Source organism: Chryseobacterium sp. Bi04, from assembly GCF_918698085.1.
Taxonomy (GTDB): domain Bacteria; phylum Bacteroidota; class Bacteroidia; order Flavobacteriales; family Weeksellaceae; genus Chryseobacterium.
In genome coordinates this window covers 26,480-52,363 of sequence record NZ_CAKKLP010000008.1, presented here as the reverse complement: position 1 = coordinate 52,363, position 25,884 = coordinate 26,480, and the positions used below count along the sequence as shown (strand labels likewise).

Sequence of the window (25,884 nt, the reverse complement as noted above, 5' to 3'; positions counted from 1 at the left end):
ATATGTATGTCATCTAATAAAAATGCTTTAATCCGTTATAAAACATTAGATAAGTGTCTTAAAAACAAATACAGGAAATATACTTTGGAAGATCTTATTGATGAATGTTCCGAAGCATTATTTGAATTCGAAGGCAAAGAATCCTATGTAAGCAAACGAACGGTGCAGCTCGATCTGCAAAATATGCGCAGTGAGAAATTCGGGTATGAAGCTCCCATTGAAGTCTATGAAAGAAAATATTACCGTTACAGCGATCCTGAGTACAGCATTCATAATATTTCAGTAAACGAAAGCGATCTCAAAGCAATGAATAATGCCGTTCAGATCCTAAAGCAGTTCAAAGATTTTTCTATGTTCAAAGAAATGAACGGGGTCATTCAGAAGCTGGAAGATTCTATTCACTCAACCAATCAGAAGTCCGTCATCCATCTGGATAAAAATGAACAGCTGAAAGGATTGGAACATATAGATATTCTCTATGAAAGTATTGTAGGTAAAAAGGTATTGAAAATTCTTTATAAAAGTTTTACGGCAAGAGAATCCAATCTATATACTGTTCATCCGCAGTTGCTGAAAGAATTTAACAACCGTTGGTTTCTGATTTGCCTTTACAAACAGAAAATGTATAATCTGGCACTGGACAGAATGGAAAGTATCGAAACAGATGATACCCTTCTGTATATTGATAAGGATCTTGATGGTGATGAATATTTTAAGGATATTGTAGGCGTTACGGTCTCAGATTCAATTGCTCCCAGAACTGTTGTTTTCTGGGTAGATTCCGGTAATGCACCCTACGTAAAAACAAAGCCTCTGCATAAAAGTCAGGAAGTGATCAGCGAAGATCAGGAGGGAACTCTGTTTAAAATCTGTGTCCAGATTAATTTTGAGCTGGAAAGGCTGTTGCTGGGATTTGGAGACTCCCTGATGGTTCATAAACCTAAAAAACTGAGACTAAGAATGGAGGAAAAATTCAGGATAGCCAGTGAAAACTATCAAAACTTTGTTGCTGATGAAAACTAAATAAATTTATGATTTTCAGTATGTTACAAAACGATGGAGTGGTCATTTTTTATATCAATACAATGGGTAAGCTAGCAGAAACTTATCAATTCAGCTAAAATCATCAGTTAGATTTTTATCTTGGCTTGGAAATTGCATTGATTTAAAAAGAACATCACATTATGAAATCAAGAATATTTAAAGCATTAATTGCAATTGTAGCACCTATAGTGATAGAATATATCGTTAAAAAAATATCTGAGAAACTTGATAAAAAAGATGATCAGAAAGAGAAAGAACCAAAGCAGATTACTGCATAAAAAAAAGTAGTTAGAATTTAAAATTGTTGAAAAGAGACTGCCGTATAACGTGCAGTCTCTTTTTTACTGGGTATTTTGACCACCCCTGCAAGAATTCAAAGAATTTTAGGATCAGGTGCAAAAGTTGGGGGATAGCATAAACTTACATCAATACAACTTTTCTTTGACGCAAAGTTCTATTTTTATTATGCTTGATTTTAAGTGAGCCAAGAATGAATCGATTTCTAATCGATTTTGATGAAGCTAAACTTTTTATATCGCTTATTCAGCGACAAAGTCGCCTTTCTTTGCTTTCTTGAAAATAGAACATCCGAATTACCATTCCTTTGCGTGAAATAAAAGGTTATTTCCATTCTATTTTTCAAGTCAAATATTAAAATCACATATTTTATTTAAGGCAGCATAGATTTCTGAATGTCATCCAAACAAGAGGTTTTAGATTTAACCAATTTGTTTAGTCACCAAGTTTATAACCTGATCCGAATTTTAATTGTAATAGTTGTGAAAATAGAAGATTTCTTCAAATAAAATGAGAATCTTCTCGGTCTGGTTATTACTTATACATGCTCTAGTAATTCAAAATATGGTATCCGGGCTTTCAAAGCTTTATCAATAATCAATTACCTATATAAAATCATAGACTCCGTTTTTCCAGCCCAGCACTTTGGAAGAGTCTGCATGAAGCCAGTTCTTCAGAATAGTGGCATATACCTTTCTGAAATCTTCCGTATAGATAAGGTCACCCTCATTTAGGTTCTGCAGATTGGGAAGAGCATTCAGCAGTCCTTTCTTTTTTAAGCTTCCACTGATGAAAAACATCTGATTGGCGGTTCCGTGATCCGTTCCGTTACTGGCGTTCTGGGCAACACGGCGGCCAAATTCTGAAAATGTCATAAGTAAGATATTGTTGAATAACCCGTTGCTTTTCATGTCCGCAACAAAAGACTGTACAGCCTCATTGATATCACTGAATAATTTTTTCTGTCTTTCATTCTGATTAACATGGGTATCAAAGCTTCCGATTGAAAGATAATAAACCTGAGTGTTAATGTCAGATTTGATCAAAGAAGAGACTGTTTTAAAGTCCTTTCCCAGCTGGGAATTCGGATAAATCTGCTCGGTTTTTTTTGCTTTGCTTTTTTCAAAAATATAATCCGCATTATTGATAGTAGAACCAAGTGTCTGATAAAGGTAAGATACAGTTTCGTCTTCATGATGATGGTCATAAAGAGACTTAAAATACTTTTCCTGGCTGGTCTGATAAAGCCTTTTAGGATCTTTAAAGGCGAATGCTTTATTATGATCACCTTTAAGAGCAAGACTTAACATATCATCTACTTCCAACGCCTGGGTGGGATGTTCACAACGGTAGCATTCTTCATCTAAAAAACGACCCAGCCATCCTGTTTCCAGGAATTCATCACTCCTGCTGGCAGATTGCCAGATATCCATACTCCGGAAATGGGATTTGTCAGAATTGGGATAGCCTACATTGTTCATGATGGAAAGTTCACCATTGTCAAAGAGTTCTTTAAAATAAGAGAGGGAAGGATTGATTCCGGCTTCATCAGTCAGAGATAAAGAATCCTGAATAGCAAGCGTTTTTCTTTCCCGGAAATAAATATCATTTTTTACAGGAATAATGGTGTTTAAGCCATCATTACCACCTGTCAGCTGAAGTACGATCAGGATGTTCTGATGAGGGTTCAGGGCATTATCCAAAGCCATAGACTTTAGAAAGCTGGGCATCAGCAGGGAAGCTGAGGCTAATGAACTTATTTTTAAGAATTCTCTTCTTTTGATTAACATAACTTTTGAATTTAATTGTGCGGCAATAAGTTACAGGTAGTATCAATGGCCGTGGGAACTATTACCTGAAATCTGCAACCAGCTGTCTTAAAAAACTACATTAACTGATATTCAGGAGTAGACATAAGGTTGATGACTGTCATTTTTACGCTCTTATCAGAAAAGTTTCTGACTGAGTTCATATCCAGGCTTTGAATATTTTGAATCAGATAGTCTTCGCAGTTTTTCCGGGCGAAATTTTTTTCTACCCGCTCCCAGTCTATCGTGATATTCGGATTTTTAAAAGACTTGTTCAAAGCGGTTTCCCGGGATTTCATACCCATATCGATATCATCATCCTGACGCGGGCTGTATTCCAAAGGTCTTAAGCCTGACCATATCTGTGGAACCTGAAGTCTCAGCATTAATGTTGAACTGTCGATCCATGCCTTTCCGTTAGGCCATCCAGCAACATTGGGAGGATAAAGCAGCATTTGTCCCAGTAATTTCTGATAAACGATGAGGTTTTCCGGATTTTGGATGTGCATGGGAAGCAGCCGCATAATTCCTGCCATCAGTTCGATAGGTGATTTTATCCTGTTGCCTATATTATTCTGTTCATAAAACCATGAGCTTGAAAATATCTCAGTCATGAGTTTTTTGATATCATATCCTGAATTATAGAAGCTGTTGCTTAGCTTTTCTATCTTATCGGTATCTATTTTTTCATTAACAAAAAATTTATAAATTTTGGTGGTGATAAACGTAGAGGTAGCTTTCTGTTCTAATATAATATGTAAAGCATCATCTCCACTGAAATTACCTGTCTTCCCCAAAAATGTTTTTGTTTCCGCATCGTGAAAATTCTTCCTTTCTTTAAAATTCCCCTCCTTATCATATCCCCATCCGGTAAAGGCTCTGGCGCCCTCCCTTACATCTTTTTCAGTATAATTTCCTCTTCCCATGGTAAACAGCTCCATTACTTCCCGGGCAAAATTTTCGTTGGGATGGTCCTTTTTGTTTTGTTGATTATTGAGAAAGTTTAGCATGGCCGGAGCTTTACTTACTTCAAAAAGAAGATCTTTAAAATTACCCAATGCATGTTTCCGGATGGTATTTAAAAGCTGTTTGTTAAACCTTGGATTCACAACTCTGGAAGCAAAATGACCATGCCAGAAAAAGGCCATTTTTTCTCTCATTTGCTCTTTGCTGTTCACCATTTTATCCAGAAAGTGAAGATTCAGTTCATTATTCTGCTCCCTGTTGATTTTCTGCATCTGTTTTTTCTTTTCTGCAGGAGCGGTATTGCCCATATAGTCTGCCACAAAATCAATATCTGGAGTGTCATAGGTGATTTCAGTGAAATTATCTTCTGCAAATAGTTCATTAATCAACGTTTTACTGCTTTTATTCCTCAGATCGTCGATTTGACTGATTCCGATACCGAAACCCGCACGCCATAAAAGATGTTTATTTTTTAATAATGAATCAGCCATTGGAGGATATTTGTTTTTTGATGTTTCTGAAGAGATAAGGTTAAAATAACAACGGGTTAAAGATTGTTAATATTGTAAAATGACTGGAAACCAGAAGTTTTTCTGAATTTTATTCCTTAATTCACATTTTAAGATTATTTTTTGGTAAATTTTGTTAAACAAACATTTAAATTTTGTTAAAAATAATGCATTGATAATCATTATTTTATGATTTTTAAATGTGTTAAAGTAACAGGTAAAGCTGTGCTTGGCATGATTTTTACATCTTACTTGCTTAGTAAAATTTAAAAATTAGAGTTATGAAAATGTTTAAACAGGCAATATTACTGGCTGGAATTTTAACAGCAGGAATAGCAAGCGCACAGAGTTCACAAATGAATAATATGATCAAGGTGGGCGCAAATGTTGGTTTAGCAGTTCCTTCAGATAACCTTTCGGCTGCTGTTGGAGTAGATGTAGCTTACCAGAACCTTATTACCCCTGGTTTTGGATTAGGTATTGCATCAGGATATAGCCATTATTTCGGAAAAGAGAATAACGGATATAAAAATAATGATGTAGGAGTAGTTCCCGTAGCTGCTTTAATTAGAATTTATCCAAAACAAACAGGTTTCTATTTTGGAGCTGATTTAGGATATGGATTCTTAGTTGGAGACAAAACGGTAGCTTCCAATACAAATGTAGAGAGAGCAAGCGGAGGTTTTTACCTTAAGCCGGAGATCGGATACCACAACAGAGATTGGAACTTCTTTGTACAATACCAGAAGGTTTTTGTAGGAACTAAAGGAGATTTACCAGGTCAGGACTATAATGTGGGAAACATCGGAGTAGGCTTCGGGTATAATATTCCATTAGGAAAGTAGTTAGATTTAATATAAACAATTATTAGCCAAACCTTTTCACTTTTGTGAAAAGGTTTTTTTCTTGTCTGCAGGATTTACAAAAACAATTATTATATTTGGTAAAATTTGAGGTTATGATTCTGAATCCAAAATTTCCACTTTATTTACCAGGAGTAGAGAACAGTAATAATGATAATGTTTCTATCATTGGAGCAAGTCTCCGTGAAGACATGACGATCTTAGGCTATTTTGTGTCCAGTAATGGAGGTCTTGAGATAAAAATTCAACAAACGTATTCCACAAAAGAATATGCTTCTTTTACTGATATTTTAAAGAAGTTTATTCAGGATAATCAGCTGGAAAATGTAAAACGTCTGGGAGTGGCCGTGCCAGGTCCTGTACTTGACGGAAAAAGCAGCCCGGCAAGATTAGGCTGGAATTTAGATATTGAAGAATATAAAAGAGATTTCGGGTTTGAAAAAGCAGATATGCTGAATGACCTGGAAGCTTCCGCTTACGGAATGGCCCTTCTTGAGGATAATGACCTTGAGGCCATCTATACAAGCGGTCATCTTGAAAAAGGAAATGTGGCCATTCTTGCCCCCGGAAACGGGCTGGGGGAAGCCGGATATTTCTTTGACGGAAAATATTTACGGCCTTTCGCTACAGAAGGAGGACATTCTGAATTTTCACCAAGAACCAACGTAGAAGTTGAGTTTTACCAATTCTTAAATAATATTTATGGAATTGTAAGCTGGGAAAATGTATTATCCAAATCAGGATTATTTAATATCTACAGATTCTTAAGGGACGTAAAAAGACATCCGGAGCCGGAATGGTTAAGCGAACGCCTTTCAGGAGGTAATTTTGCTGAAGAACTCTATAAAGCTGCAGTAGAAGATAATGTACTGATCTGTAGAATCGCTTTAGATACTTTCATTGAGTTTTTGGCAAGAGAGGCTAATAACCTGACATTAAAAGTGAAGGCGACAGGCGGGTTACTGATCTCAGGAGATATTCCCCAGATGGTTAGAGAATATATCGATAAAGATAAATTCTACGAAAAATTCAAGATCAGTGATAAAATGGAAGGGATGTTGAAAAATATTCCTATTTACCTGGTCAAGCAAAACCATACAGCATTAAAAGGGGTAGCACTTTATACCGCTTTTTACCAAGAATAAAAAAAAGACTCCGAAGAAATTCGGAGTTTTTTTAAGGGATGATATTATTCATAAAAATAATCATATTTCTTGATTTACATCAACGCTATCTATTAAAGGAGATAGCTATCTTTGTATTATTAAATAAGTAAATACTTTTATTCAATGAAAAAAATATTTTTATTAGCAGTTTTAGCCGGTGGGTTAGCTTTCGGACAGTCAAAAAAAGTAGTAGCGTCTGATATTCACTGGTGGGGATATAAAGTTGCAAAATCTGAGGCCAGTTCTCACGACGGTACTGTAAAAGTAAAGTCCGGAGATATGGTGATGAAAGGAAATCAACTGGTAGGAGGAAGCTTCGTTTTAGATATGACTTCAATTAATGCAACTGACCTGTCAGGAGAATACCAGCAAAAGCTAAACGGGCACCTTAAGAATGGTGACTTCTTTGAGGTTGAAAAATTCCCTACTGCCAGCTTCAAAATTACGGGTATTAAGAAAAACAACGATAAAATCTACAGTTCTCTGGTAACAGGAAATCTTACAGTAAAAGGAAAAACGAACCCGGTTACCTTCCCTGCAAAGATTTCTTACAGCAAAGGAGTGGTGAGTTTAGTATCAAACAAATTCTCTTTCGACAGACAGAAATTTGATGTAGCTTACAAATCTACAATGCAGGATGTTTTTGTGAAAGATGATATCGATATGCAGGTTAAGGTTACTGCTCAATAAATTAATCAAAAAAATATTGTTAAAAGTGTAGAAGTTCTACACTTTTTTTTATTTTTGTTGAATTGTAAATAAAAAAGAATGAAAAGATTACTATTGTTTGCTATGGTGTGTGTAGGCATATCATTTGTTTCTGCCCAAAAGAAATTTGATAAAGTTTCAAAAGTGACTTCATCAGAGATCAGATGGTGGGGATATAAGGTTGTAAAAACTGAAGCCTCTTCCCATTCAGGAACAGTGAAACTGAAAAGTGGAAAATTTAACTTTGACCATACTGTTTTGGTAGACGGAGAGTTTGTAATAGATATGAGAAGCATGATGGCCGGAGATGTTTCCGATGAGGACCAGATCAAGCTTACAGATGACCTTAAAAGTTCAAACTTCTTTGAAGTGAAAAAATTTCCGGTAGCTAAATTCCATTTGACTAAGATTATTCCATTAGCCAACAGCGAATACAACTCTACAGTGTATGGAGATGTTACCATTAAAGGAGTGAGAAAAACCATCACTTTTCCTGCAAATGTATATGTTACCCAGTTTACCGTAGTCATTGAGTCTGCTAAGTTTTCATTAAACAGAAGAGACTTTAAGGTATTCTACCAGTCTTCACTGAAAGATTATTTCATCAAGAATGAAATGGATATCCAGTTCAGAGTTTCTACAGAACAATTAGATAACGAAAACAGAATTCCGGTAAAGAAAAAGAAATAAGATTAAATATAATATTGATAAAAAAGAGCAGTTCAGTTGATGGATTGCTCTTTTTTTATGGAATATGGGATATACAATTGGTGTTGAGACCATTCCGTCAAATCTGCTGATTGGATATGTGTTGGAGAAGAGCAATATTTTGTCTTGAATTTTAATATTCATGAAAATATTAGATTTGAATAGCTTTAGTACTTCTTACGCAATGAGCTCATTATAAAAAATGAAGTCTTATTTTAAAACTTTTTTGAAAATTGTAACACACCATTTGTCATTCCTTAGAAATTTAAGCACAGTTTTATTTTTCCAGGCTTGGATTCCTACAGAATGACAAAGACAGCACCGGTCAAAAAATTCTGTACTCTCCCTTATAGAAAGCATCCTACAATGCAACAGCAAAAGGAAGCTGAAAATATTCAAATACCTCTGGAACAATTTTATCGCAGATAAAATCCTTGCGCCTTAAAACGCTTAGTTACTCAATCTTCTTGCGTCTTTGCGTTTATTCCAACTTACACTTCTAACCTACTCTTTTTTAATAACACTGTTTAGATTCCTTCGGAAGACAATTGTATAGATCGTTTTAACTTTCTTCTTTTTCCAATAATAATACTCGTGAAAATAGGATTGAAAAATTATATTTCCTTTTTACATAAAGCCTAAGTCTTATAACAACTTGAATGTTTAAAGCTTTTGCAGTTTAAACTCAGCAGCAATATCTTTAGCTTTTTCCTTATTAATCTGTCATTTATTTTCCTGTTTTTTTATAAATTAGTCCTATGAAAATTTATGTTGTAAGCGGTCTTGGAGCAGACTTTAAGGTACTTGAAAGATTGGAGTTCCCTCCAAACTATGAATCGGTCTTTATAGATTGGCTTATTCCTGAAAGTAATGAACCTTTTGATGACTATGTAAAAAGAATGGCTGAAAAGGTGGATGATTCGGAACCATTCTGTTTGTTAGGTTATTCTTTTGGAGGAATTATTGTACAGGAGATTAATCAGCTGAAGCCAGCTGAGAAAGTAGTGATTCTGGGAAGTATAAAATCAGATAAAGAGAAATCCAAGTTCATAAAGACCGGTGAGGTAACTAAGATCCCAAGAATCCTTCCGGTAGGGCTGTTCAATAATAGAGCAGCTCAGGTATATTCTGTGGTAAGAAAGCTTTTTGATCCCAGAAATCCTAAAATCCTGGAATATTTCAAAGTGCGGGATCCTTATTATTTAAAATGGTCTGTAGAAAAAGTTTCCGAATGGAAGTTTGAAGAAAATCCTAATGTTATTCAGATATTAGGAGATAAAGATATTGTTTTCCCAATACGGTATTCAAAACCGGATTATGTGATTAAAGGCGGTTCACATCTTTTTCCGGTTACCAAGCATAAAGAAGTTTCGAAAATACTGACCAAGGTGTTTTCTGAAAAAACGGTCGATATTATTTCATAAATACTTTTTTTATGGGGGTGTTGTAATTTAAAATGTGTTTTTATGAAATTTATATTTAAATTTGATAGGGTTAAATATGAATTTTATGAAAATAGGATTAAAATGGATCGTTTCATTTTCGGTAATTGCTATTGTTGCATTTGGAGGATTGTTTTGGAATCCTGCTACCGATGTTTCCGATACCGGGGTATTTCTGAGTGAAGATAAAATTGTAGGGGCAGATGTTGCCTGGATCCTTGCTGCTGCCGGGCTGGTACTGTTGATGACTCCCGGCCTTTCTTTTTTTTATGGCGGAATGGTTGGAAAGAAAAACGTGATTTCCACCATGCTGCAGAGTTTTATTGCGTTGGGGGTTATTTCTATTTTATGGGTAGTGGTAGGGTTTTCTTTGTCTTTTGGTGAATCTTTAGGATTCAGTATGAATGGAAAGCATTACGGGATCATAGGAAATCCTTTAAGCTATATGTTCTTTAACGGAGTGGGAGCCTTACCACACAAAATGATGGCTTCTACCATTCCTTTTGTGCTTTTTGCACTGTTTCAGATGAAATTCGCTGTTATTACTCCTGCTATCATTACAGGATCTTTTGCTGAGAGGGTTCGTTTTATTTCTTACCTTTTATTTATAGTCCTTTTCTGTATTTTTATCTATACGCCACTCTGTCACATGGTATGGCATCCGGACGGCCTCCTGAACAAATATTTTGGAGTGAAAGACTTTGCCGGAGGTACGGTAGTACATATGAGTGCCGGATTTGCTGCCCTTGCAGGAGCTTTAGTATTGGGACGGAGAAAAAATCCGCACCATGAACCGTCAAATATTCCCTATGTCCTTTTGGGAACAGGCATGTTGTGGTTTGGGTGGTTCGGATTTAATGCAGGATCGGCATTGAGTGCTGCCGCCTCTGCAGCTACTGCTTTTGGAACAACTACCATTGCTTCTGCTTCTGCCATGATGACCTGGATATTTTTTGATAGAATCAATGGACGAAGTATTTCTGCATTGGGAGCTTGTATTGGAGCAGTAGTAGGACTGGTGGCAATTACTCCCGGATGTGGTTTTGTCAGTATTCAGGAGAGTCTTTTCATAGGATTTATTTCATCCATCGTTTCTAATATGATGGTCAACTGGAAAGCTTTGAAGAAGGTAGATGATACATTGGATGTTTTTGCCTGCCATGGGGTAGGAGGAATTATGGGAATGGTTTTAACGGCTGTTTTCGCGCATGGTGAAAATGCAAGTCTTCTTCATGGTGGAGCAAATGTATTTCTTCATCATATGGCGGCTTTGGTTCTGGTTTCTGCATTTACGTTTTTCGGATCATTACTTTTATATAAAATTACAGATTCCATTATTACGCTACGGGTTTCTGAAGAGTCTGAAAATATGGGGCTTGATCTTTCCCAGCATGATGAGAGTCTCAATTAGTAACAGAAAAAATCAGGGTATAACACGGAGGCTTCCGGAATACCCTGTTTTAAGCTGAAATTTCAAAATATTGCTTTAAGATTTTATGTAATGGAGGCAATAGCCTTAAAGACCATTTTTTTTGACTCCTCAAATATTTCACCACCAAATTCTTCATTATCTAACGAGAAAACGGAGACATCTTTTATTCCCATTATTCCTAAAATATGTTTTAAATAGGTGGTCTGAAAGTTCATATGACCATTCTTTTCATTTTCTCCATAGCCTGTGTCTCCTCTGCTTGAGAGTATAAATATTTTCTTATTTTCCAGCAGGCCTACATAGTCACCGTCTGGAGAACCTGACCTGAATTTCCAGGTTTCGTTGATTCGCATGACCTGATCTATATAGGCTTTTAAACCGGATGGAATAGACCAGTTGTACATGGGGGTGCCAATCACATAGATATCATTTTCTTTAAGCTCTTTTACAAGCTCATCACTCAGTTGTAATTCTTTTTGGCTTTCCTCTGTTCTGTCTGAAGGCTTTTTAAATGCTCCTGCAATCCAGGATTCATTAATATTGGGGATATGGCCAATTCCGGTTTCTCTGTAAGTAAATACAGCATGGGGGTATTTGGTTTTCCAGTTTTCAACAAACAGGTCGGTTAGTCTTCGGCTGTAAGATCTTTTACCTCTTACACTGGCGTTAATAATCAATACTTTCATAATGGTAAATTCTATACCTCAAAATTCTTGATTATTAAGTCCGGAAAAATTGATCTAGTTCAAGAGGATTTATTTTTTTTTCTAATTCTGCTGATAAACTCTGCTGAGACTCCTAAATAAGAAGCTATTAAATACTGCGGAACTTTGGCGGCTATATCAGGATAGGACTCCAGGAAGTAAAGATATTTCTGTTCAGCCTTATACATATTATTAAATACAATTCTTTTTTCCAGAGTTCCGAGGTACCCCTCTAAAATAATTCTAAAATATCTTTCCAGCGAAGGGATCTGCTCTAACAGTTTTTGAAAAGAGCTATGGCTGATCTGTAACAGCTTTGTTTTCTCTATCGCCTGTATATTATAAATAGAAGCTTTTTGTCTGGAAAAGCTGTAGATATCAGCTGCCCACCAATCATCAATCGCTAAAAAAAGGATTTCTTCATTGCCGTTTTCAGGATTGATGCAGAAGGCTTTTAAGGTACCGGAAACAACATAGTTGTCATAGCGGCAGGTGTCTCCATTCCTTAAAAGAAATTCACCTTTTTCCAATGTCCTTTCTGTCCAGAAGTTTTTGAAAACCGAAATTTCCTCCGGACTCAATTTGATATGTTGCGAAATATTTTTAATTAGTGTTTCCATTTAGAATGATGAAAATATACAGGGTGAATTTAATAAGGTTACAGAAAGAATTATTGTTCATTGCTAATTTAAAAAATATAATTGTGAAATCTTATTTCTATGGGTATGAATAGTTATTAATACCGGGTTCTGCTATGCTTTTTATTAGATTTATCATGTATCTTTGTATAAGCAAAATGAAGAGCCATTTATGGAATCAATATCGGTTTTTGAGATTATTAAAGTAGGAATAGGTCCATCCAGTTCACATACGATGGGACCTTGGAATGCAGCGGCTGCATTCATCAGAATTATAAAAAGGGAAAGATCAATTGCAGAGGTAAAGGAAGTTTTTCTTGAATTCTTCGGTTCTTTAGCCAAAACCGGAATTGGGCACGGAACGGATATCGCCGGAATGCTTGGATTGAACGGTGAAGATTTTAAGACCATCAATACTTCAAAAATTGATGAAAAGATAGAAAAAATAAAAAAAGACCAGATTATTAATCTTGGTGGTGAGAAAGAAATTCCGTTTGTTTACGGGTATCATTTGGTTTTAAATATGCAGAAATCACTAGATTTTCACCCGAATGGAATGATCTTTAAAGCTGTTTTTGAAGATGGTACCGAGCTTGTTCAGGATTTCTATTCCGTAGGTGGAGGTTTTATTGCCAGTCAGGAAAAAAACTCGATAGAAAAACAATGCGTACGTACATTGTATCCTTGTCATAAAGCTGCAGATATTGCAAAATACTGCCAGAAGCTGGGATTCAACAAAATTTCAGACTTAATTTTAATCAATGAAGAAAGCTGGAGGTCACAGGATGAAACAAGACAGGAAGCTTTATATATCTGGAGTCAGATTAAAGAATGTATCTACAAAGGAGTGAATAAAGAAGGAGTCCTTCCCGGTGGGTTGAATGTTTCCCGAAGGGCAGCGGGAATTAATAGAAAACTACTAGGTGACAAAATTTACAAAAATAAAGATGAATGGTTTCAACAAGTGGTTGATGCCGAAGAAAATTTCACCAATATCAATAAATGGATTGCCTGTTTTGCACTGGCGGTAAATGAAGAAAATGCAAGCTTCGGAAGAATTATTACAGCGCCTACGAATGGAGCGAGTGGAGTGATTCCCGCAGTGTTAATGTATGCACAGGCGTTTACACCATTTACGAGTGAGGATGATATTGCAAGATTCCTGCTTGTAGCCGGAGAAATAGGAACATTATTCAAGAAAAATGCAACCATTTCTGCAGCAATGGGAGGATGTCAGGCCGAAATTGGAGTATCATCAGCGATGGCTGCTGCGGGACTTACGGAAATCCTTGGAGGAAGTGTAGGGCAGGTATTAATGGCTGCTGAAATAGCTATGGAACACCACCTTGGATTAACCTGTGATCCTATTAAAGGGCTTGTACAGATCCCATGTATTGAAAGAAATACAATGGGAGCTATGAAAGCGATTACAGCCGCTAATATCGCATTGGAAAGTGATCCTACAAAGGCAAAAGTAACGCTGGATGAGGTCATCCAGACCATGTGGGAAACTGCTCAGTCTATGAGTGACCGCTTTAAGGAAACTTCTGAGGGAGGATTAGCCATTGCGGTGAATGTTCCTGAATGTTAATAATAGAATAATAAAATATAAAATCCTTAGACATAACATAACATCTAAGGATTTTTTTATGCAGTAGTGGAACTTAATAGGGGTCAAACACTATTTTTTATTGAACATATATGTTTTTCCACCCTGAAGTTGTTGTTTTCAATTGAAAATTCCTAATTGTTTGTAAGAAGGTTAAAAACTATCCATGTAATTTATCATTGCGAATCCACCTCAATTTTTATGATGTCCGTTTAGGTGACTATGGAATGATATTAAGACCAATACTTAATTTTTTTTTTGTTAAAAGCTTTGCGCATAAGAAGTACGATTAAGTCTATGAAAATTTATGATTTTCATGGATGTCCCGATGAATATTACAATGGGAACGTGATATTCCCCTCCTCCGGAGGGGTGGCGAAAATTCAAAGAATTTTTGATGGAGTGGACATAACCTGATGTACAACATTACTTTAAAGTGCTATTCAGCATCCTGTTTGTCATTCCGCAGGAATCCAATCTCAATTTTTATAATCCCAGTTGGAATATTCCTATGGAATGGCAAGATTGTAACTATTATTTTAAAATAACACTAAGTTTTAGGAAAAAAGCTGGGTTAAGTATTATTATCTTAATATACCTCTGATTCTGTTGGCATTGGTAATCAGTTCTTCAAGGTATTCATAATTTTCTTTTTCCAATGCGGATTTGAATTTTCTGAGCTGGGTAATATGTTCGTTCAATACATCCAGTACATTTTCTTTGTTCTGTTTAAAGATGGGAACCCACATTTCCGGATGCGATTTAGCCAGACGTACGGTACTTGAGAAACCTGAACTGGCCAGTTGGAAGATAGTCTCTTCTTCGCGCTCTTTTTCCAATACGGTATTGGCAAGGGCGTAAGAGGTAATATGGGAGATATGGGAAATATAGGCAGTATGGATATCATGATCTTCTGCATCCATGTAGATGATGTGCATATCAAGTGCATCGACTACTTTTTCCACCAGGGTTAAAGCATCTTCAGCAGATTCTTCTTTATTGCAGATAACCCCCGCTTTTCCTGAGAAACTTTCGGCAATAGCAGATTTCGGACCGCTATTTTCGGTACCCCACATCGGGTGAAAGGCTACAAATCTTGAGCGTTTTGGATGATTTTTTACGGCATTGACAATTCCTGCTTTTGTAGAACCTGCATCCATTACGGTCTGATGATCCGATATAAGATCCAGAACCCCCGGCAATAATTTTCGGGCAGCATCCACAGGAATAGCAAGGATGATCAGCTCTGCGCTTTTTACGCCCTGCTCCAGATCAGCTCCTGCATCAATGATGTTCAGCTCTAATGCTTCATCAATATGCTGTTTATTGTTATCGATTCCGTAGATAAAGCTGGCGATGCCTTTTCCCTTTAATTTTAATGCTATCGATCCTCCGATTAATCCAGCTCCTATAATACTTATTTTCATCTTTTAAATTGGTTTTAAATAAAAAAAACCCCGTCCAGGACGAGGTTTTAAATTATGTTCATAAGAATCCCTATCCCAGATCTGAGTTAAAAATTCTATAATAATATGTTCCGTTGTTAAAATTCACAAAGCGAAGGTATAAAATTTTTTTAAACTTATGAAATTTCTGATTGAAATTATATAGAGATAATGTGTTATTTGCTGTTAGTGAGTATATAGATGATTGTTCCTCCACCATTCCATGCTGTACTTGTGCTGTGAGATGTTTTTCTGAGTGATTTGTTGTAGTTCAGATTCCAGCTGGCGATAGGCTGTGAGGTCTTCATCACCGGAAAGATTTACATGGGCTGTACTAATCCAGAATTATTTGAGAATTCAGGGGTATCGGTTTCTGCTGTTTTTAAATCGGGTTCTATGGCGGATTTTAGTGCCATCAGTTGTTTGAATTTTGGATAAGGGCAAGACGCTCTTCAACTTCTTTGATTTTATTGATCCAATAATTTATTCCTTCCTGATTAGTCACTGTTTTCTTAAAAGCATCCCGGTTCACCGTCCATAGCTGAGACCCGTTTTTCTGGTATTCCAGTTCACGTTCTCTTTTGGTTTCCGGTTCTATGCGGTATCTCCAATACACCAGCGAGTGCATATATTCTGCGCGGATTTTTTCAAGATAAGTGATAATAGCCTTTCGATCCTGAGGAATATATCCCGGACCGGAACATCCGCAGGAATGAAAAGTGATGCCTACTGTATACAGATCCCGGATATGCGCCCATCTTTTATGATCATTTTTTGAGGGTGATTCAAAATCCAACCCCATATTGGCCATCAGTTTTCCGCACTCAGGACATTTGGCTTCTACTGAAACCTGAGAATCCCTATCCACATCGTGTAAAATGCGGCGTTTGAATGTTTTCTGACAGTTAAAACAAGCATAATGACCTTTGTAAACCGTCATGGCATATCGGCACATTGCGTATCGTATTTAAATGGTTGATATTTGTTAAATATTGTTACTTTCGGATATAAAAATATGTATTTTTCCTTTTATTTAAGAAAAAAATATCAAATTTTTGATTTTATTGTGTATTTATTCAATCAATAAGATGCCGGACCAGTCTTTTTTATCCAAAAGAGACAGCCCTATCCCCGCTAACCCTTCCAGTAATCCCGGGTTATAGACATATTCATCCGCTGCTTTATATAAAAAGCAGCATTCCTTATTTTCAGGAGTATAATAAGAATGAGTGATCCCATGCCAATATTCTCCGGCCTGTCTGAACGCCGGGTTTTGAGTGCGGTTATAAAATGAATCGTATATCGAAGAAATTCCTGCACTCCCATGACAAAGTGAAGCATCGGTTACTTTACTGGAATCATCATGTTTTCTGACAGTGGTTTTTAACAGTATTTGTAATGCCTGATCCTGTAAAGATTTATCCTGAATGAGCTCGCCAATTTTATAGAGAACACAGGATATCCCCAGGTCACCGTAGCACCAGGCCAGTCGGGAAGCATATTTTGACTTTTCTTTATTGGTTTCGATTACTGAAGGGAATACGGATACTGTATCTTCCATCGAAGCATAGGCCATAAATTCTGATACGGTTTGTCTGATAAAAGAAATATCAGAATCCGAATCTGCGATATAGGCCAGTACTAGAAGATTGGGAAGAAAGCCATGAGAAACGCCAAAATTGGAAATGTTTTCTGCCTTATCTTTTGGGTTTTGCCAGAATAAATCTGTCTTCGTTTTAATGATTGTTTTTTTTAATGTGTGCAGTAAGCCAGGATCCAGTTTTCGGATATCCATCTGTTTGTTCATGAAAGGCATCACCATACCGATTCCACCATAAAAGAAATCAAAATTATGATTCTGAAACTGAGCAATAGCTTCTTCTACCATTATCTCTCCAATATCTTCAATGTCCAGAAAATCAAGAGAACACCATTGAGATTCCTGTAAATAGGAGGCAGAAGATAAAATACCGGATAACCCTGCCGCATAGGAAAGGTCAATTCTTTCATTTTCTATATGATCGAAGATTAAATCTTTATACCGGTCAATTTTTTTTTCTACCGTTTTATTATAAAGCTCAGGATAAGCATTAAAATAATGGTGAATAAATAATAACTCTGAGCAGGCTCCATTCATTAATCCAACGTGGCTATGCTCGTAGTCTAAGATGTTTTTACAGAGGTGTTGAAGTATTGGCATTTGTTTGTAAGCTGAAGAATTGTTTTTTTAAAATTTTTTCAAGGAAGCAGTACATTAAATATTCGTGAAGCCTGTTATCACTTCGTACCACCCTGATAATATGCATATGGATAATATTGGCCAGGTTCTTATAGGAGTTTTGATCAAGTAAAGCGGGTAAATCTCCCTGGATATCCTTGGAAAATTGAGTGTGAATCGCTGATAATATACCATTTTTTTCAGATATAATATTCTCAATTTCTCCGGAGAAACCTTTAAATTTTGCATTGATAAAAGAGGTTTTCAAGGGTGACATATTAAACTCCTTAGCCAGGCTGCTTTTTACTCCACTTACAAAGTTTAATTGGGCTTCCGTATTGAGATTGAATAATTTAAAATAGAAAAGCATGTGTTTGATAGGGTACATCCAGAGAATATCAGTATTGTTTTCTTCAATATTTTTCTCAATGATTGCCGCGGAAACAAGAGAATCATAATAAAATATCTTTTCAAATATTTTGGTGTTATTTCCTTCGTAGCGCTCTAATTCCCTGTCATAGGTGTCATAAGATATCTTTTGTATTTTCCCGGTAAGGTATTTCTTTATAAGCGCATTGATATGGGATTTTATCTCTCCATGATTGCTTTTGGGTGCAAAAATTCTTAGTCTTATATGAAACTCGGGATCATAAAATTTAATATAGAAAAACTTATCTATAAGTGTATTAGCCTGTAAAAAGTTTAAAATTCCTACCGTTTCGCATATGAAAAAGTCTGCAAATACTTTACCTGTATAAATTTTCAGATAAATGCAGTTATCAATATCCGGAAACAAGGACCTGGGAATATCAGAGGTTTTCACAGCGGGAATCGGGTGCTCTTCTTTCAGTTCCCGGCCTTCGTTTTTGAAAAACAGCAGAAACTCATTATTGATGGTATTTCCATCCTGATTATAGGTTACCGGAGTAAATTCGTCAATTAAGGACTCTATTATTTTTAATTTTTGTTTCTTTTTCAGTTCTGTTAAAAAGGTTTTCTTTGAAATTTCAAACTTCAAATGGATATACAGTTCATTGTCACCCTGTGAAATGAAGAAATTTCTCCTGATATTAAGCTTTGTAAGGTTTTCATCAAATGCTGTAAGGGCTTCTGTAACACTTGTATTTTTATTTGTGAAAAAGTCATGATATTCAATAAGCCATGAAGCTTTTTTGACAATGAAATTTCCTTTTTGCAATCTTGGAAAAAATTTAAAAATATCCAGCAGCCTGTCTTCATTGATCAGGAGACTATGATTTTGCTGGGCCTGAAAATCCAGCAGAAACTCAAAAATCGGACTGTTAGTGGGATGCATGATATTGTAGGCATTGGAAAAAACCGGAATTACGTACTTATTTAATGCTTTAGAGCGTAACACAATCTGGTCATTTACAATAGAAATATACAGATCATTCAGATGAATTTTCTTTCTGTTGCTGCTTTCATCAATGTATCCTATGTAATATTCAGTATTAATTTTTCTTTCAATGACATTTCCTATTTTTTCCGAAGGAAGATGTACAATTTCGGCAATGACGGTGTCTTTACCATAGATCTTTTTTTCCTGATCATGAATATCATCTAATAAATTACTTATCTCTTTATGATCTGAAAACCGTCCCAATATTTTTCGTGGAGAATGGAACGAGATATAATCAATAAAATAAACGGGATTATTAGTTTCTTTATCGAGAAAAATAGATACTTTATAGGATTTAAATGGGAAAGACTGATTCACTTTTTCGGGAAGAAAAACTTCCTGGTTTTTACTTAATACATGGAGATCAATAGTATTTTTTTTGTTTTTAATACAATCAATGATGGCATGAGAGTACTGAACTTCTTTCCTGTTGAGACTAAGATGATCCTCCTTGATGGATTCATTGGGCCAGCCTAAAATGAGAGTACTGCTGTCTATATTATCTGAGTTGACAAATTTTCCATAGCCGACTCCGAACTCAATATCGAGTGCATGGAGTAAACTGACTTCCTGCTGGTCATATTTTTTGCTGAATTGTTTTTTGAAATGAGTGATCCTGTAAGGAGTCTGGTTTTCTAATATGCTGAATCTTTCGAAAATCGCATCACTTTTCTGAATATCTTCAATGAACTTTTTGCTCATTGTATTTGAAGTTTCAAAATAAAGGTCTACATGAAGAGGTACCTTTTTCTGATTAGGAAGTGACAGGATTTCAGGGATATTATTTCCTTGATTAGACTTGTCTATATACTCTTTTAGCTCATTAAAGCCTGGTATATCTACATTTTTATATATTTTGTTGATCAGGTTTCCGGTTTCGGTTCCTGAGTAAGATAAAGATGAATTGATGATCTGTTCATCCTTTAGTTCATTGAAGAAATCCTCAGCTTCACTTTGAGTAACTTCGTTTTCTTCTTTAATATAATTGATAATTTCTTCAGAAGTTTTTTCTGATCTGCAGAACTCGATAACGGAACCAATGTATTCATTACTTTCTATGGTTACCAATCGGTAGTCTCTGCCAATGATTCCTGTGTAGCACTGCAAATACTTGTATTCATCAAAGATTTCATACAAGGTATTGTTGGTAAGGTAGGATTCGTGTGTTTTCAGTGAGTGCACTGCTTTGTATACGTAGTCTGAATCTAGCCTGAGTCTGGGATAGGATGTATTCCAGTAAATCTTTTTATCAGCTGTTTCCGATGAGGCTTTAAGAGCACCCAGTCCTGAAAACAGCCCAAAAGGTGTAGGGCGTGTCGTATATCGAGAAAGATATTTGTATAATGATATTTCTAATTTTTCCTTTTGTTCAGGATTCTTTTTAGAAAACTCTTTTGTCACCTCATGGTAAAAGTTTAATGACGACAGTTTAATAGCATCCATAATAGCATCATTACAGGAAATATTTTCAATAACATCCGATGAAGAATAAAACTTGTCTAGATCATCAGGTGAAAGAACCGGAGTTCTCAATATGGTGTAATGAAATGGAGTATATTGCTTTGAAGACATATTATTTTACGTTGGAGATGACAAAAGAGATCAAATGTTAATTAGCAGTTACCGCAATCTGCTGTACAGTTTGCTTTTGAACAGTTTAACAGGTGAGTATGCATAAAGTTAGACATACATCCGTCTGAACATCCTGCAGTAAACAATCCTAAATCGTCACCAGCACCAATGGCTTTACCTCCTTTTACTTCAAATAAGCTGTTTTTGCTTAAATTCTGTACGTTCTTTTTTGAAATTGTTAGTTTTTTGTCTGATTTTTTCATGGTAATTTTATTTTAAAAAATGTTTTGCTAATTTGGTGACTCCATGCCAGGCATTGCCCAGTGCATGCAGCATCTGATCCGGCTCTAATACCAGATAAAACAGAACCACAGGTACTACAGGAAGTAAACTTAAAAGAACAGCCAGAACTGGTGAAATAAGGTACATCCCGTAAGAATGGCTAAACCTGTTGCTTATATTGCCGGTAATGGCATTAAAAACAATAAGCATTCTGTCTTTATAATGATAGAGAATTAAGAGATCAAGGAATATATAATAGCTCAGTCTTGATGCAAACCCATTAACCATAGAAGGTTCCATAAAGGTGATATCCATGATTAAAATATTGAAGGCAATAGGTAAAAAAAGAAGAGCTCCTACAATTACTGTCTTATTATAGAGAAGCAAAGCTCCACATAACGTCTGGCAAATTCCGATGATGATCTTAAATGGATTGTGGTCAAATAAATACCACATTACTTTAAAAAGACTGAGGTCTTTAATGGGTTTATTCAATTCCTCACCGGAAATACCAAATTGTCCGTCATCGAAAAATTTAGCATATCCGAAAGATAAGAACTGCCACGCAAGCAGAACTCTACAGATCAGAATAAAATAGTCCCAATGCTTACTCGCAAAAGTCTTTTTAATTGTAGTAGTCACTATGGTTATTAGAAGTTTTTTTAAATATATGCTAAAATTTTGAAACAGAAATGCATATTGTGTGAAAAAAAATAATGTTTTTTAATTGACTTATAAAAAGTAATGAAAATAAGATGGTTCTTAAAGCTTCTGATATAGAGGTTTGTTTTGTAATAACTCTACTTTTAATAATTGCCTATTTTATTTCACTAAGCAGGGTATCTTTATCCTCTTTTTGCAGAGTTACCTGAAAAATTCACCCAAAAAAAGAGAAATCGGCAGTATTTATTGGACGAATACTGCCGATTATATGGCCTTATATATACTATTGAACTTATTGTTAACCTGGATGATCAATAAAATTGTAGTATTGCTGGAGAAAAATATCCGGCAGCCAGACTGTTTAAGGGTTTGAAATAATTAAGGTAGAAGGGATATCAGACAGCCATAAACTTTTGGTGTCAATCAGGCTCTTCCAGCTTTTACTGCTGATAAGCATGAGGTCCTGTGAGTTCAGGAATTCCTTCTCAATCTTTTTTTCATTATAGAGAGTGATATGGTTGGGGGCTACCTGCTCAATACTTCTGATGAGCTCTTTTACTTCAATATTGTTCCGGATCTGTCCTGCAGCATCCAGAATAATAATCTGTGAATTGTTATTATTGATCAGTCTTTTAGCATATTCAAGCAGGTGAAAATCACTAAGGTTGAATATCGGTACAAATATCTTATCAGCTGCCGTGAATTCTTTATCAACCAGAACTCCTACAGGAATAGTAGCTTTGTCTAGCACCTGAAGGGTCAGATCATCAAAAGGAGACGTATTGAAAATATTGCCTTTTCCTTTTACGGTATTTAATAATTTTTCCGGATTGATGATTTTTGTTGTAAACCCTAATAATCTGCCTAATAAACTTCCTTCGTACATAGATTTTCCAAACATGATAAGAAGAAGGTCATAATTTCCTTTATTGGTTATATTGGTCAGGTCACTTTCAACATCTGTAGAGGCTTTGAACAGGGTAGTGACTTCAAGCTGAAGCTCTTGAGAGGTTTCAATGACATTTTTAAACTGTTCTTTTTCGAAGTTTTCGATATCAAAAGCATGAAGTTCGTCAACAGGAGCAATAGTCATGGCGGTAACGCTTTTGTTGCCATTCATTTTACGGGTGAAATTATCTGCAAGCCTCAATAGCTTACTTCCTGCTTTTGCCGTTTCGAAAGATAAAAGAACTCTGTATTTTGCATCATTCTGTTCCTGCTCATCATCTTCCACCATGGATTTTTTTCCTTTAAAAACATAATTGATGAAATCCAGGCACGGACCAGTCATAAAAGTGGTAAATAATGCCATGATCACTAATAAAGCAAACAATTCCGGACCTAAAACACCCAAATCATAGCCTATATTGAGGACAATAAGCTCCGTTAGCCCTCTGGTATTCATCAGCGCTCCTATTGTGAGACTGTCTTTCCAGCTCATTTTTAAAAATTTTGCCGTCAGTGCACTTCCCACGAATTTTCCTGTAACAGCAGTTAGTATGATGAGGCCGCCAATTTTCCAGAGATGAATGTCATTCAGTAAACCGATCTGGGTTCTTAACCCGGTAAATACAAAGAAAAGAGGAAGTAAAAGAACCAATGCCACATCTTCTACTTTTTCTATAAAAAGGTTTCTGAATTTTATATTTTCAGGCATAATAGCACCAGCCATAAATGCCCCGAACAATGCATGAATTCCGATAACCTCTGTTGCATAAGATGAGATAATTAATACCAGAAAAAATATAGCCACCAGCCCTTTACTGATAAACCCTTTTCCTTTCTGTGATTCGGCAATCTTGGTTAGAAACGGCCTTACCGCCTTTATCATAATGAAAACGTACAGAATAGCCATTAAAATAACAAATACGGACCCTGAAAAAGACCCTGCTTTTACAATGGCGATCACTGCTGCTAAGATGCACCATGCTGTAATATCGTCTGCTGCGGCACAGGTGATGACAACGGTTCCTATTTTGGTTTTATGGAGATTCCGCTCCTGAACAATTCTGGCCAGTACAGGAAATGCTGTAATACTCATGGCAATAGCGATGAACAATGCGAATGAGCTGAACTGAATGCCATCCGGTGCAAATTCTTTATAAATGAAATAAGAAAGACCAACTCCCAATGCAAAAGGGATAATAATACTGGCATGACTGATGACTACGGCATCGTGTGCTTTTTTTCTAAGAACACTAAGGTCGAGTTCCATTCCTACAATATACATAAAGAGAATTAACCCGATCTGGCTTAAAAACTGTAAGTTGGGTAGTGATTCTTTTGGGAAAATAAACGCTGAAAGTTCAGGGAAATATAAACCGAAAAGAGAAGGTCCCAGGACAATACCGGCTATCATCTCTCCGATTACAGAGGGCTGTTTCAGTTTTATACAAACCCACCCAAAAAGTTTTGCCACCAGAATAATGGTCACAATCTGGGCAAGAAGAAGAGCTAAAGGATGGTGGAGGTTGGTGAGAAATGAATCTGTGAAGTTTTCCCACATGGTAGAACCTGTAGATTTAACGGGAGTAATATTTTCTCCAATCTCCAGCGTTTTTCCTTCTGCAAAAAACCAATACATAAGGCACGAAAAAAATGCAATTGTACTGATGTAAAAAATAATATTTTTATATTTCCCCAGATTCATGATTCCTAAATTTTGATGTAAAGTTGATAAGAATATACCTATATTGAAATACCCTTATTTTTAAAATGTAATGAATGTTCTAAAAAATGTAATAAAATCTACTTGAAAGAATATCCAACATCAATTAAAAGCCGGATATGAGAGCGCCTGTATTTTTCATTACAACATCCATTAATCTGCAGCAAAAGTACATGGATTGCAGACTAAAAATAAGGCGCTGTAATAAAGGGTTGGTATTCTGTAATGAAACCGTAAAGAACTGGAAAGTTTATTTTCCAAAGAGTTCCATTAATGAGCTTTTATAGGCTTCACCAATCTGAAGTTTCAGAAAAGTATGATCTTCTGTAGAGATGGTACTGATAATTTCATTGGTTGAAAATACCTTGATAGAGGCCAGAGCGATAATTTCTTTTTTATTAACCTGTGCAAAATCTTTTGCAGGAAGCATTTCCAGTAGGTTTTTAAAGTTCAGGTTTTTCAAAACAATCGTGGTTCCGTCATTGAGGGTGATATCTTTATCCCGGCTGTCTATTTCCGATGTTTTGATATAAGCAATCTGTTCAGTAAAGATGACTGTTTTTCCAATGTTGGTATTCCATTCGATAAAGTTTTTTTTAAGAGGCGTTTCTACCAGTTCCTTAGCTTTTTCGAAGGCCTGGATCAGACGTTCTTTTTTGATAGGCTTTCTCACATAATCCACTACATTAAGGTCAAAAGCTTCAGCAGCATATTCTTTATAGGCTGTTGTGAAAATAATTTTTTTTGAATCTGAGATGAGTTCTGCAACCTGAAGACCTGTCATTCCGGGCATTTCAATATCCAGAATACATAAATTACAGTCGATATGGCCAATTTCGTTCAGGAAAATTTTAGGGTCGTTGAATGCTTTTACCACCTCTACATTTTCAATTTGTTCACATAGAAGTTTCAGGTAGCTGATCGCTAGCAGCTCGTCATCCAGAATAACGCATTTTATCATAGAATTCTCCTAAATTGATTTTTAGTTCTGCTGTGAAGATACCATTTTTTGAACTTCTTTCCAGTTGGTAGTAGGTGCTGTAAATCATTTTAAGCCTTTGATCCAAAGACTGGCTTCCAAAACCGCTTTTTTCCTTGGTAAGGCTGTTTTTTAAAGATGCTTTATTGCTTACTTTCATCGTAAACATCCCGTTTTCAAGTTCCAGATAAATGGAAATAAAAGAATCCTGGGCCAGGAAATCGGTATGCTTGAAGGCATTTTCTATAAGGTCAACGGAAATGAGCGGGGCAAATACTTTTTCCTCATATACAGAATCGGTTTTATTGATCCTGGATTTAATCCTGAAGTCGAAAAGGGGATTTATTTTGATCTTGTTGATCTCAATAAGGCTTAAGGCAAAGTCGAGCTCTTCTTTTGGACTTACAAACTTATTATTGCTTTCGTATAAAATATAATCCAGAACATTGGCCAGTTTATCCAGAGACATATACGTCTGGTAAGCATGTGACTGAACTGAATTAAGGATGTTTTTAAAAAGATGGGGATTCAGCTTGGTACCAATATGTTCAAGACGAACTTCATTCAATCGCTGTTCAATGATTTTATTGCTTTCTGATAACTTGGTATTTCTCTGTTTCAGTTTTTGATGCTGACTGAAGAGGTAAATACTGGTGGTTAAAAAAAAGAAAATGGCAAAAACTCCGATGAATATCAGATAATCATGAATCATGTAGTAATTGCCCTCCATAAAATCGTATTGA

23 protein-coding genes are annotated in these 25,884 nt (G+C 35.9%); 9 read left to right on the top strand and 14 right to left on the bottom strand.

Annotated elements, in window-relative coordinates; translation table 11 throughout:
- Window positions 1-6: 6 nt before the first annotated feature.
- Together LQV47_RS13595 and LQV47_RS13590 are read left to right on the top strand one after the other, a co-directional pair.
- Complete coding sequence (locus LQV47_RS13595; protein ID WP_230037720.1) at window positions 7-1,023, top strand: WYL domain-containing protein; 1,017 nt, start codon at window positions 7-9, stop codon at window positions 1,021-1,023.
- 161 nt (window positions 1,024-1,184) lie between these two features.
- Window positions 1,185-1,322: a hypothetical protein gene (locus tag LQV47_RS13590; protein ID WP_230037718.1), complete on the top strand. Its 138-nt coding sequence runs from the start codon at window positions 1,185-1,187 to the stop codon at window positions 1,320-1,322.
- Between the two features lie 624 nt (window positions 1,323-1,946).
- On the opposite strand, the gene LQV47_RS13585 is transcribed toward LQV47_RS13590, so the two are convergent.
- Window positions 1,947-3,131 carry a DUF1501 domain-containing protein gene (locus LQV47_RS13585; protein ID WP_230037716.1) on the bottom strand — a complete coding sequence of 395 codons (1,185 nt, stop codon included), beginning with the start codon at window positions 3,129-3,131 and terminating at the stop codon, window positions 1,947-1,949.
- 95 nt (window positions 3,132-3,226) lie between these two features.
- The gene (locus LQV47_RS13580; protein ID WP_230037714.1) at window positions 3,227-4,606 is read right to left on the bottom strand and encodes a DUF1800 domain-containing protein; all 1,380 of its coding nucleotides are present in this window, start codon (window positions 4,604-4,606) and stop codon (window positions 3,227-3,229) included.
- Between the two features lie 299 nt (window positions 4,607-4,905).
- Here LQV47_RS13580 and LQV47_RS13575 point away from each other — a divergent pair, with 299 nt between their 5' ends.
- From LQV47_RS13575 to LQV47_RS13550, 6 genes are all read left to right on the top strand, one after another.
- A complete protein-coding gene (locus LQV47_RS13575) occupies window positions 4,906-5,469 on the top strand; it encodes a hypothetical protein (RefSeq protein WP_230037712.1) in 564 nt (187 codons plus the stop codon).
- 113 nt (window positions 5,470-5,582) lie between these two features.
- A complete protein-coding gene (locus LQV47_RS13570; RefSeq protein WP_230037711.1) occupies window positions 5,583-6,632 on the top strand; it encodes a glucokinase in 1,050 nt (349 codons plus the stop codon).
- A 144-nt stretch (window positions 6,633-6,776) separates the two neighbouring features.
- Entirely contained in the window at window positions 6,777-7,343 is a 567-nt protein-coding gene (locus tag LQV47_RS13565; RefSeq protein ID WP_047487758.1) for a YceI family protein, read from the top strand.
- Window positions 7,344-7,421: 78 nt separating this feature from the next.
- Window positions 7,422-8,051: a YceI family protein gene (locus LQV47_RS13560; RefSeq protein WP_230037709.1), complete on the top strand. Its 630-nt coding sequence runs from the start codon at window positions 7,422-7,424 to the stop codon at window positions 8,049-8,051.
- A gap of 776 nt (window positions 8,052-8,827) precedes the next feature.
- The gene (locus tag LQV47_RS13555; RefSeq protein ID WP_230037707.1) at window positions 8,828-9,493 is read left to right on the top strand and encodes an alpha/beta hydrolase; all 666 of its coding nucleotides are present in this window, start codon (window positions 8,828-8,830) and stop codon (window positions 9,491-9,493) included.
- An 85-nt stretch (window positions 9,494-9,578) separates the two neighbouring features.
- The gene (locus tag LQV47_RS13550; RefSeq protein ID WP_230037705.1) at window positions 9,579-10,922 is read left to right on the top strand and encodes an ammonium transporter; all 1,344 of its coding nucleotides are present in this window, start codon (window positions 9,579-9,581) and stop codon (window positions 10,920-10,922) included.
- An 83-nt stretch (window positions 10,923-11,005) separates the two neighbouring features.
- Here LQV47_RS13550 and LQV47_RS13545 read toward each other — a convergent pair whose 3' ends face one another.
- Together LQV47_RS13545 and LQV47_RS13540 are read right to left on the bottom strand one after the other, a co-directional pair.
- On the bottom strand, window positions 11,006-11,629 hold the full coding sequence (locus LQV47_RS13545; RefSeq protein ID WP_230037703.1) for an NAD(P)H-dependent oxidoreductase: 624 nt from the start codon (window positions 11,627-11,629) through the stop codon (window positions 11,006-11,008).
- A gap of 59 nt (window positions 11,630-11,688) precedes the next feature.
- Entirely contained in the window at window positions 11,689-12,267 is a 579-nt protein-coding gene (locus tag LQV47_RS13540) for a Crp/Fnr family transcriptional regulator (protein WP_230037701.1), read from the bottom strand.
- A 190-nt stretch (window positions 12,268-12,457) separates the two neighbouring features.
- Between LQV47_RS13540 and LQV47_RS13535 the strand changes: the two genes are divergently transcribed.
- Entirely contained in the window at window positions 12,458-13,876 is a 1,419-nt protein-coding gene (locus tag LQV47_RS13535) for an L-serine ammonia-lyase (RefSeq protein ID WP_230037699.1), read from the top strand.
- A gap of 602 nt (window positions 13,877-14,478) precedes the next feature.
- Here LQV47_RS13535 and LQV47_RS13530 read toward each other — a convergent pair.
- The 10 genes from LQV47_RS13530 to LQV47_RS13490 form a co-directional block, all read right to left on the bottom strand.
- A complete protein-coding gene (locus LQV47_RS13530) occupies window positions 14,479-15,321 on the bottom strand; it encodes a prephenate dehydrogenase (protein ID WP_230037697.1) in 843 nt (280 codons plus the stop codon).
- Between the two features lie 194 nt (window positions 15,322-15,515).
- Window positions 15,516-15,647, bottom strand: a complete 132-nt coding sequence (locus LQV47_RS22510; RefSeq protein WP_290368655.1) for a hypothetical protein — start codon at window positions 15,645-15,647, stop codon at window positions 15,516-15,518.
- 107 nt (window positions 15,648-15,754) lie between these two features.
- A complete protein-coding gene (locus LQV47_RS13525) occupies window positions 15,755-16,294 on the bottom strand; it encodes a hypothetical protein (protein ID WP_230037695.1) in 540 nt (179 codons plus the stop codon).
- A 117-nt stretch (window positions 16,295-16,411) separates the two neighbouring features.
- Window positions 16,412-17,539 (bottom strand): lanthionine synthetase LanC family protein, encoded by a 1,128-nt coding sequence (locus LQV47_RS13520; RefSeq protein WP_230037693.1) that lies wholly within the window; start codon window positions 17,537-17,539, stop codon window positions 16,412-16,414.
- Window positions 17,514-20,549 carry a lantibiotic dehydratase gene (locus tag LQV47_RS13515; RefSeq protein ID WP_230037691.1) on the bottom strand — a complete coding sequence of 1,012 codons (3,036 nt, stop codon included), beginning with the start codon at window positions 20,547-20,549 and terminating at the stop codon, window positions 17,514-17,516. The genes LQV47_RS13520 and LQV47_RS13515 overlap by 26 nt, the downstream gene beginning before the upstream one ends.
- Before the next feature lie 41 nt (window positions 20,550-20,590).
- Complete coding sequence (locus tag LQV47_RS13510) at window positions 20,591-20,812, bottom strand: class I lanthipeptide (RefSeq protein WP_230037689.1); 222 nt, start codon at window positions 20,810-20,812, stop codon at window positions 20,591-20,593.
- Between the two features lie 7 nt (window positions 20,813-20,819).
- The gene (locus LQV47_RS13505) at window positions 20,820-21,473 is read right to left on the bottom strand and encodes a hypothetical protein (protein WP_230037687.1); all 654 of its coding nucleotides are present in this window, start codon (window positions 21,471-21,473) and stop codon (window positions 20,820-20,822) included.
- Window positions 21,474-21,855: 382 nt separating this feature from the next.
- Complete coding sequence (locus LQV47_RS13500; protein ID WP_230037685.1) at window positions 21,856-24,144, bottom strand: cation:proton antiporter; 2,289 nt, start codon at window positions 24,142-24,144, stop codon at window positions 21,856-21,858.
- 268 nt (window positions 24,145-24,412) lie between these two features.
- Window positions 24,413-25,123 carry a response regulator transcription factor gene (locus LQV47_RS13495; RefSeq protein WP_230037683.1) on the bottom strand — a complete coding sequence of 237 codons (711 nt, stop codon included), beginning with the start codon at window positions 25,121-25,123 and terminating at the stop codon, window positions 24,413-24,415.
- Window positions 25,098-25,871, bottom strand: a complete 774-nt coding sequence (locus LQV47_RS13490; protein WP_230037681.1) for a histidine kinase — start codon at window positions 25,869-25,871, stop codon at window positions 25,098-25,100. The genes LQV47_RS13495 and LQV47_RS13490 overlap by 26 nt, the downstream gene beginning before the upstream one ends.
- Window positions 25,872-25,884: the final 13 nt, after the last annotated feature.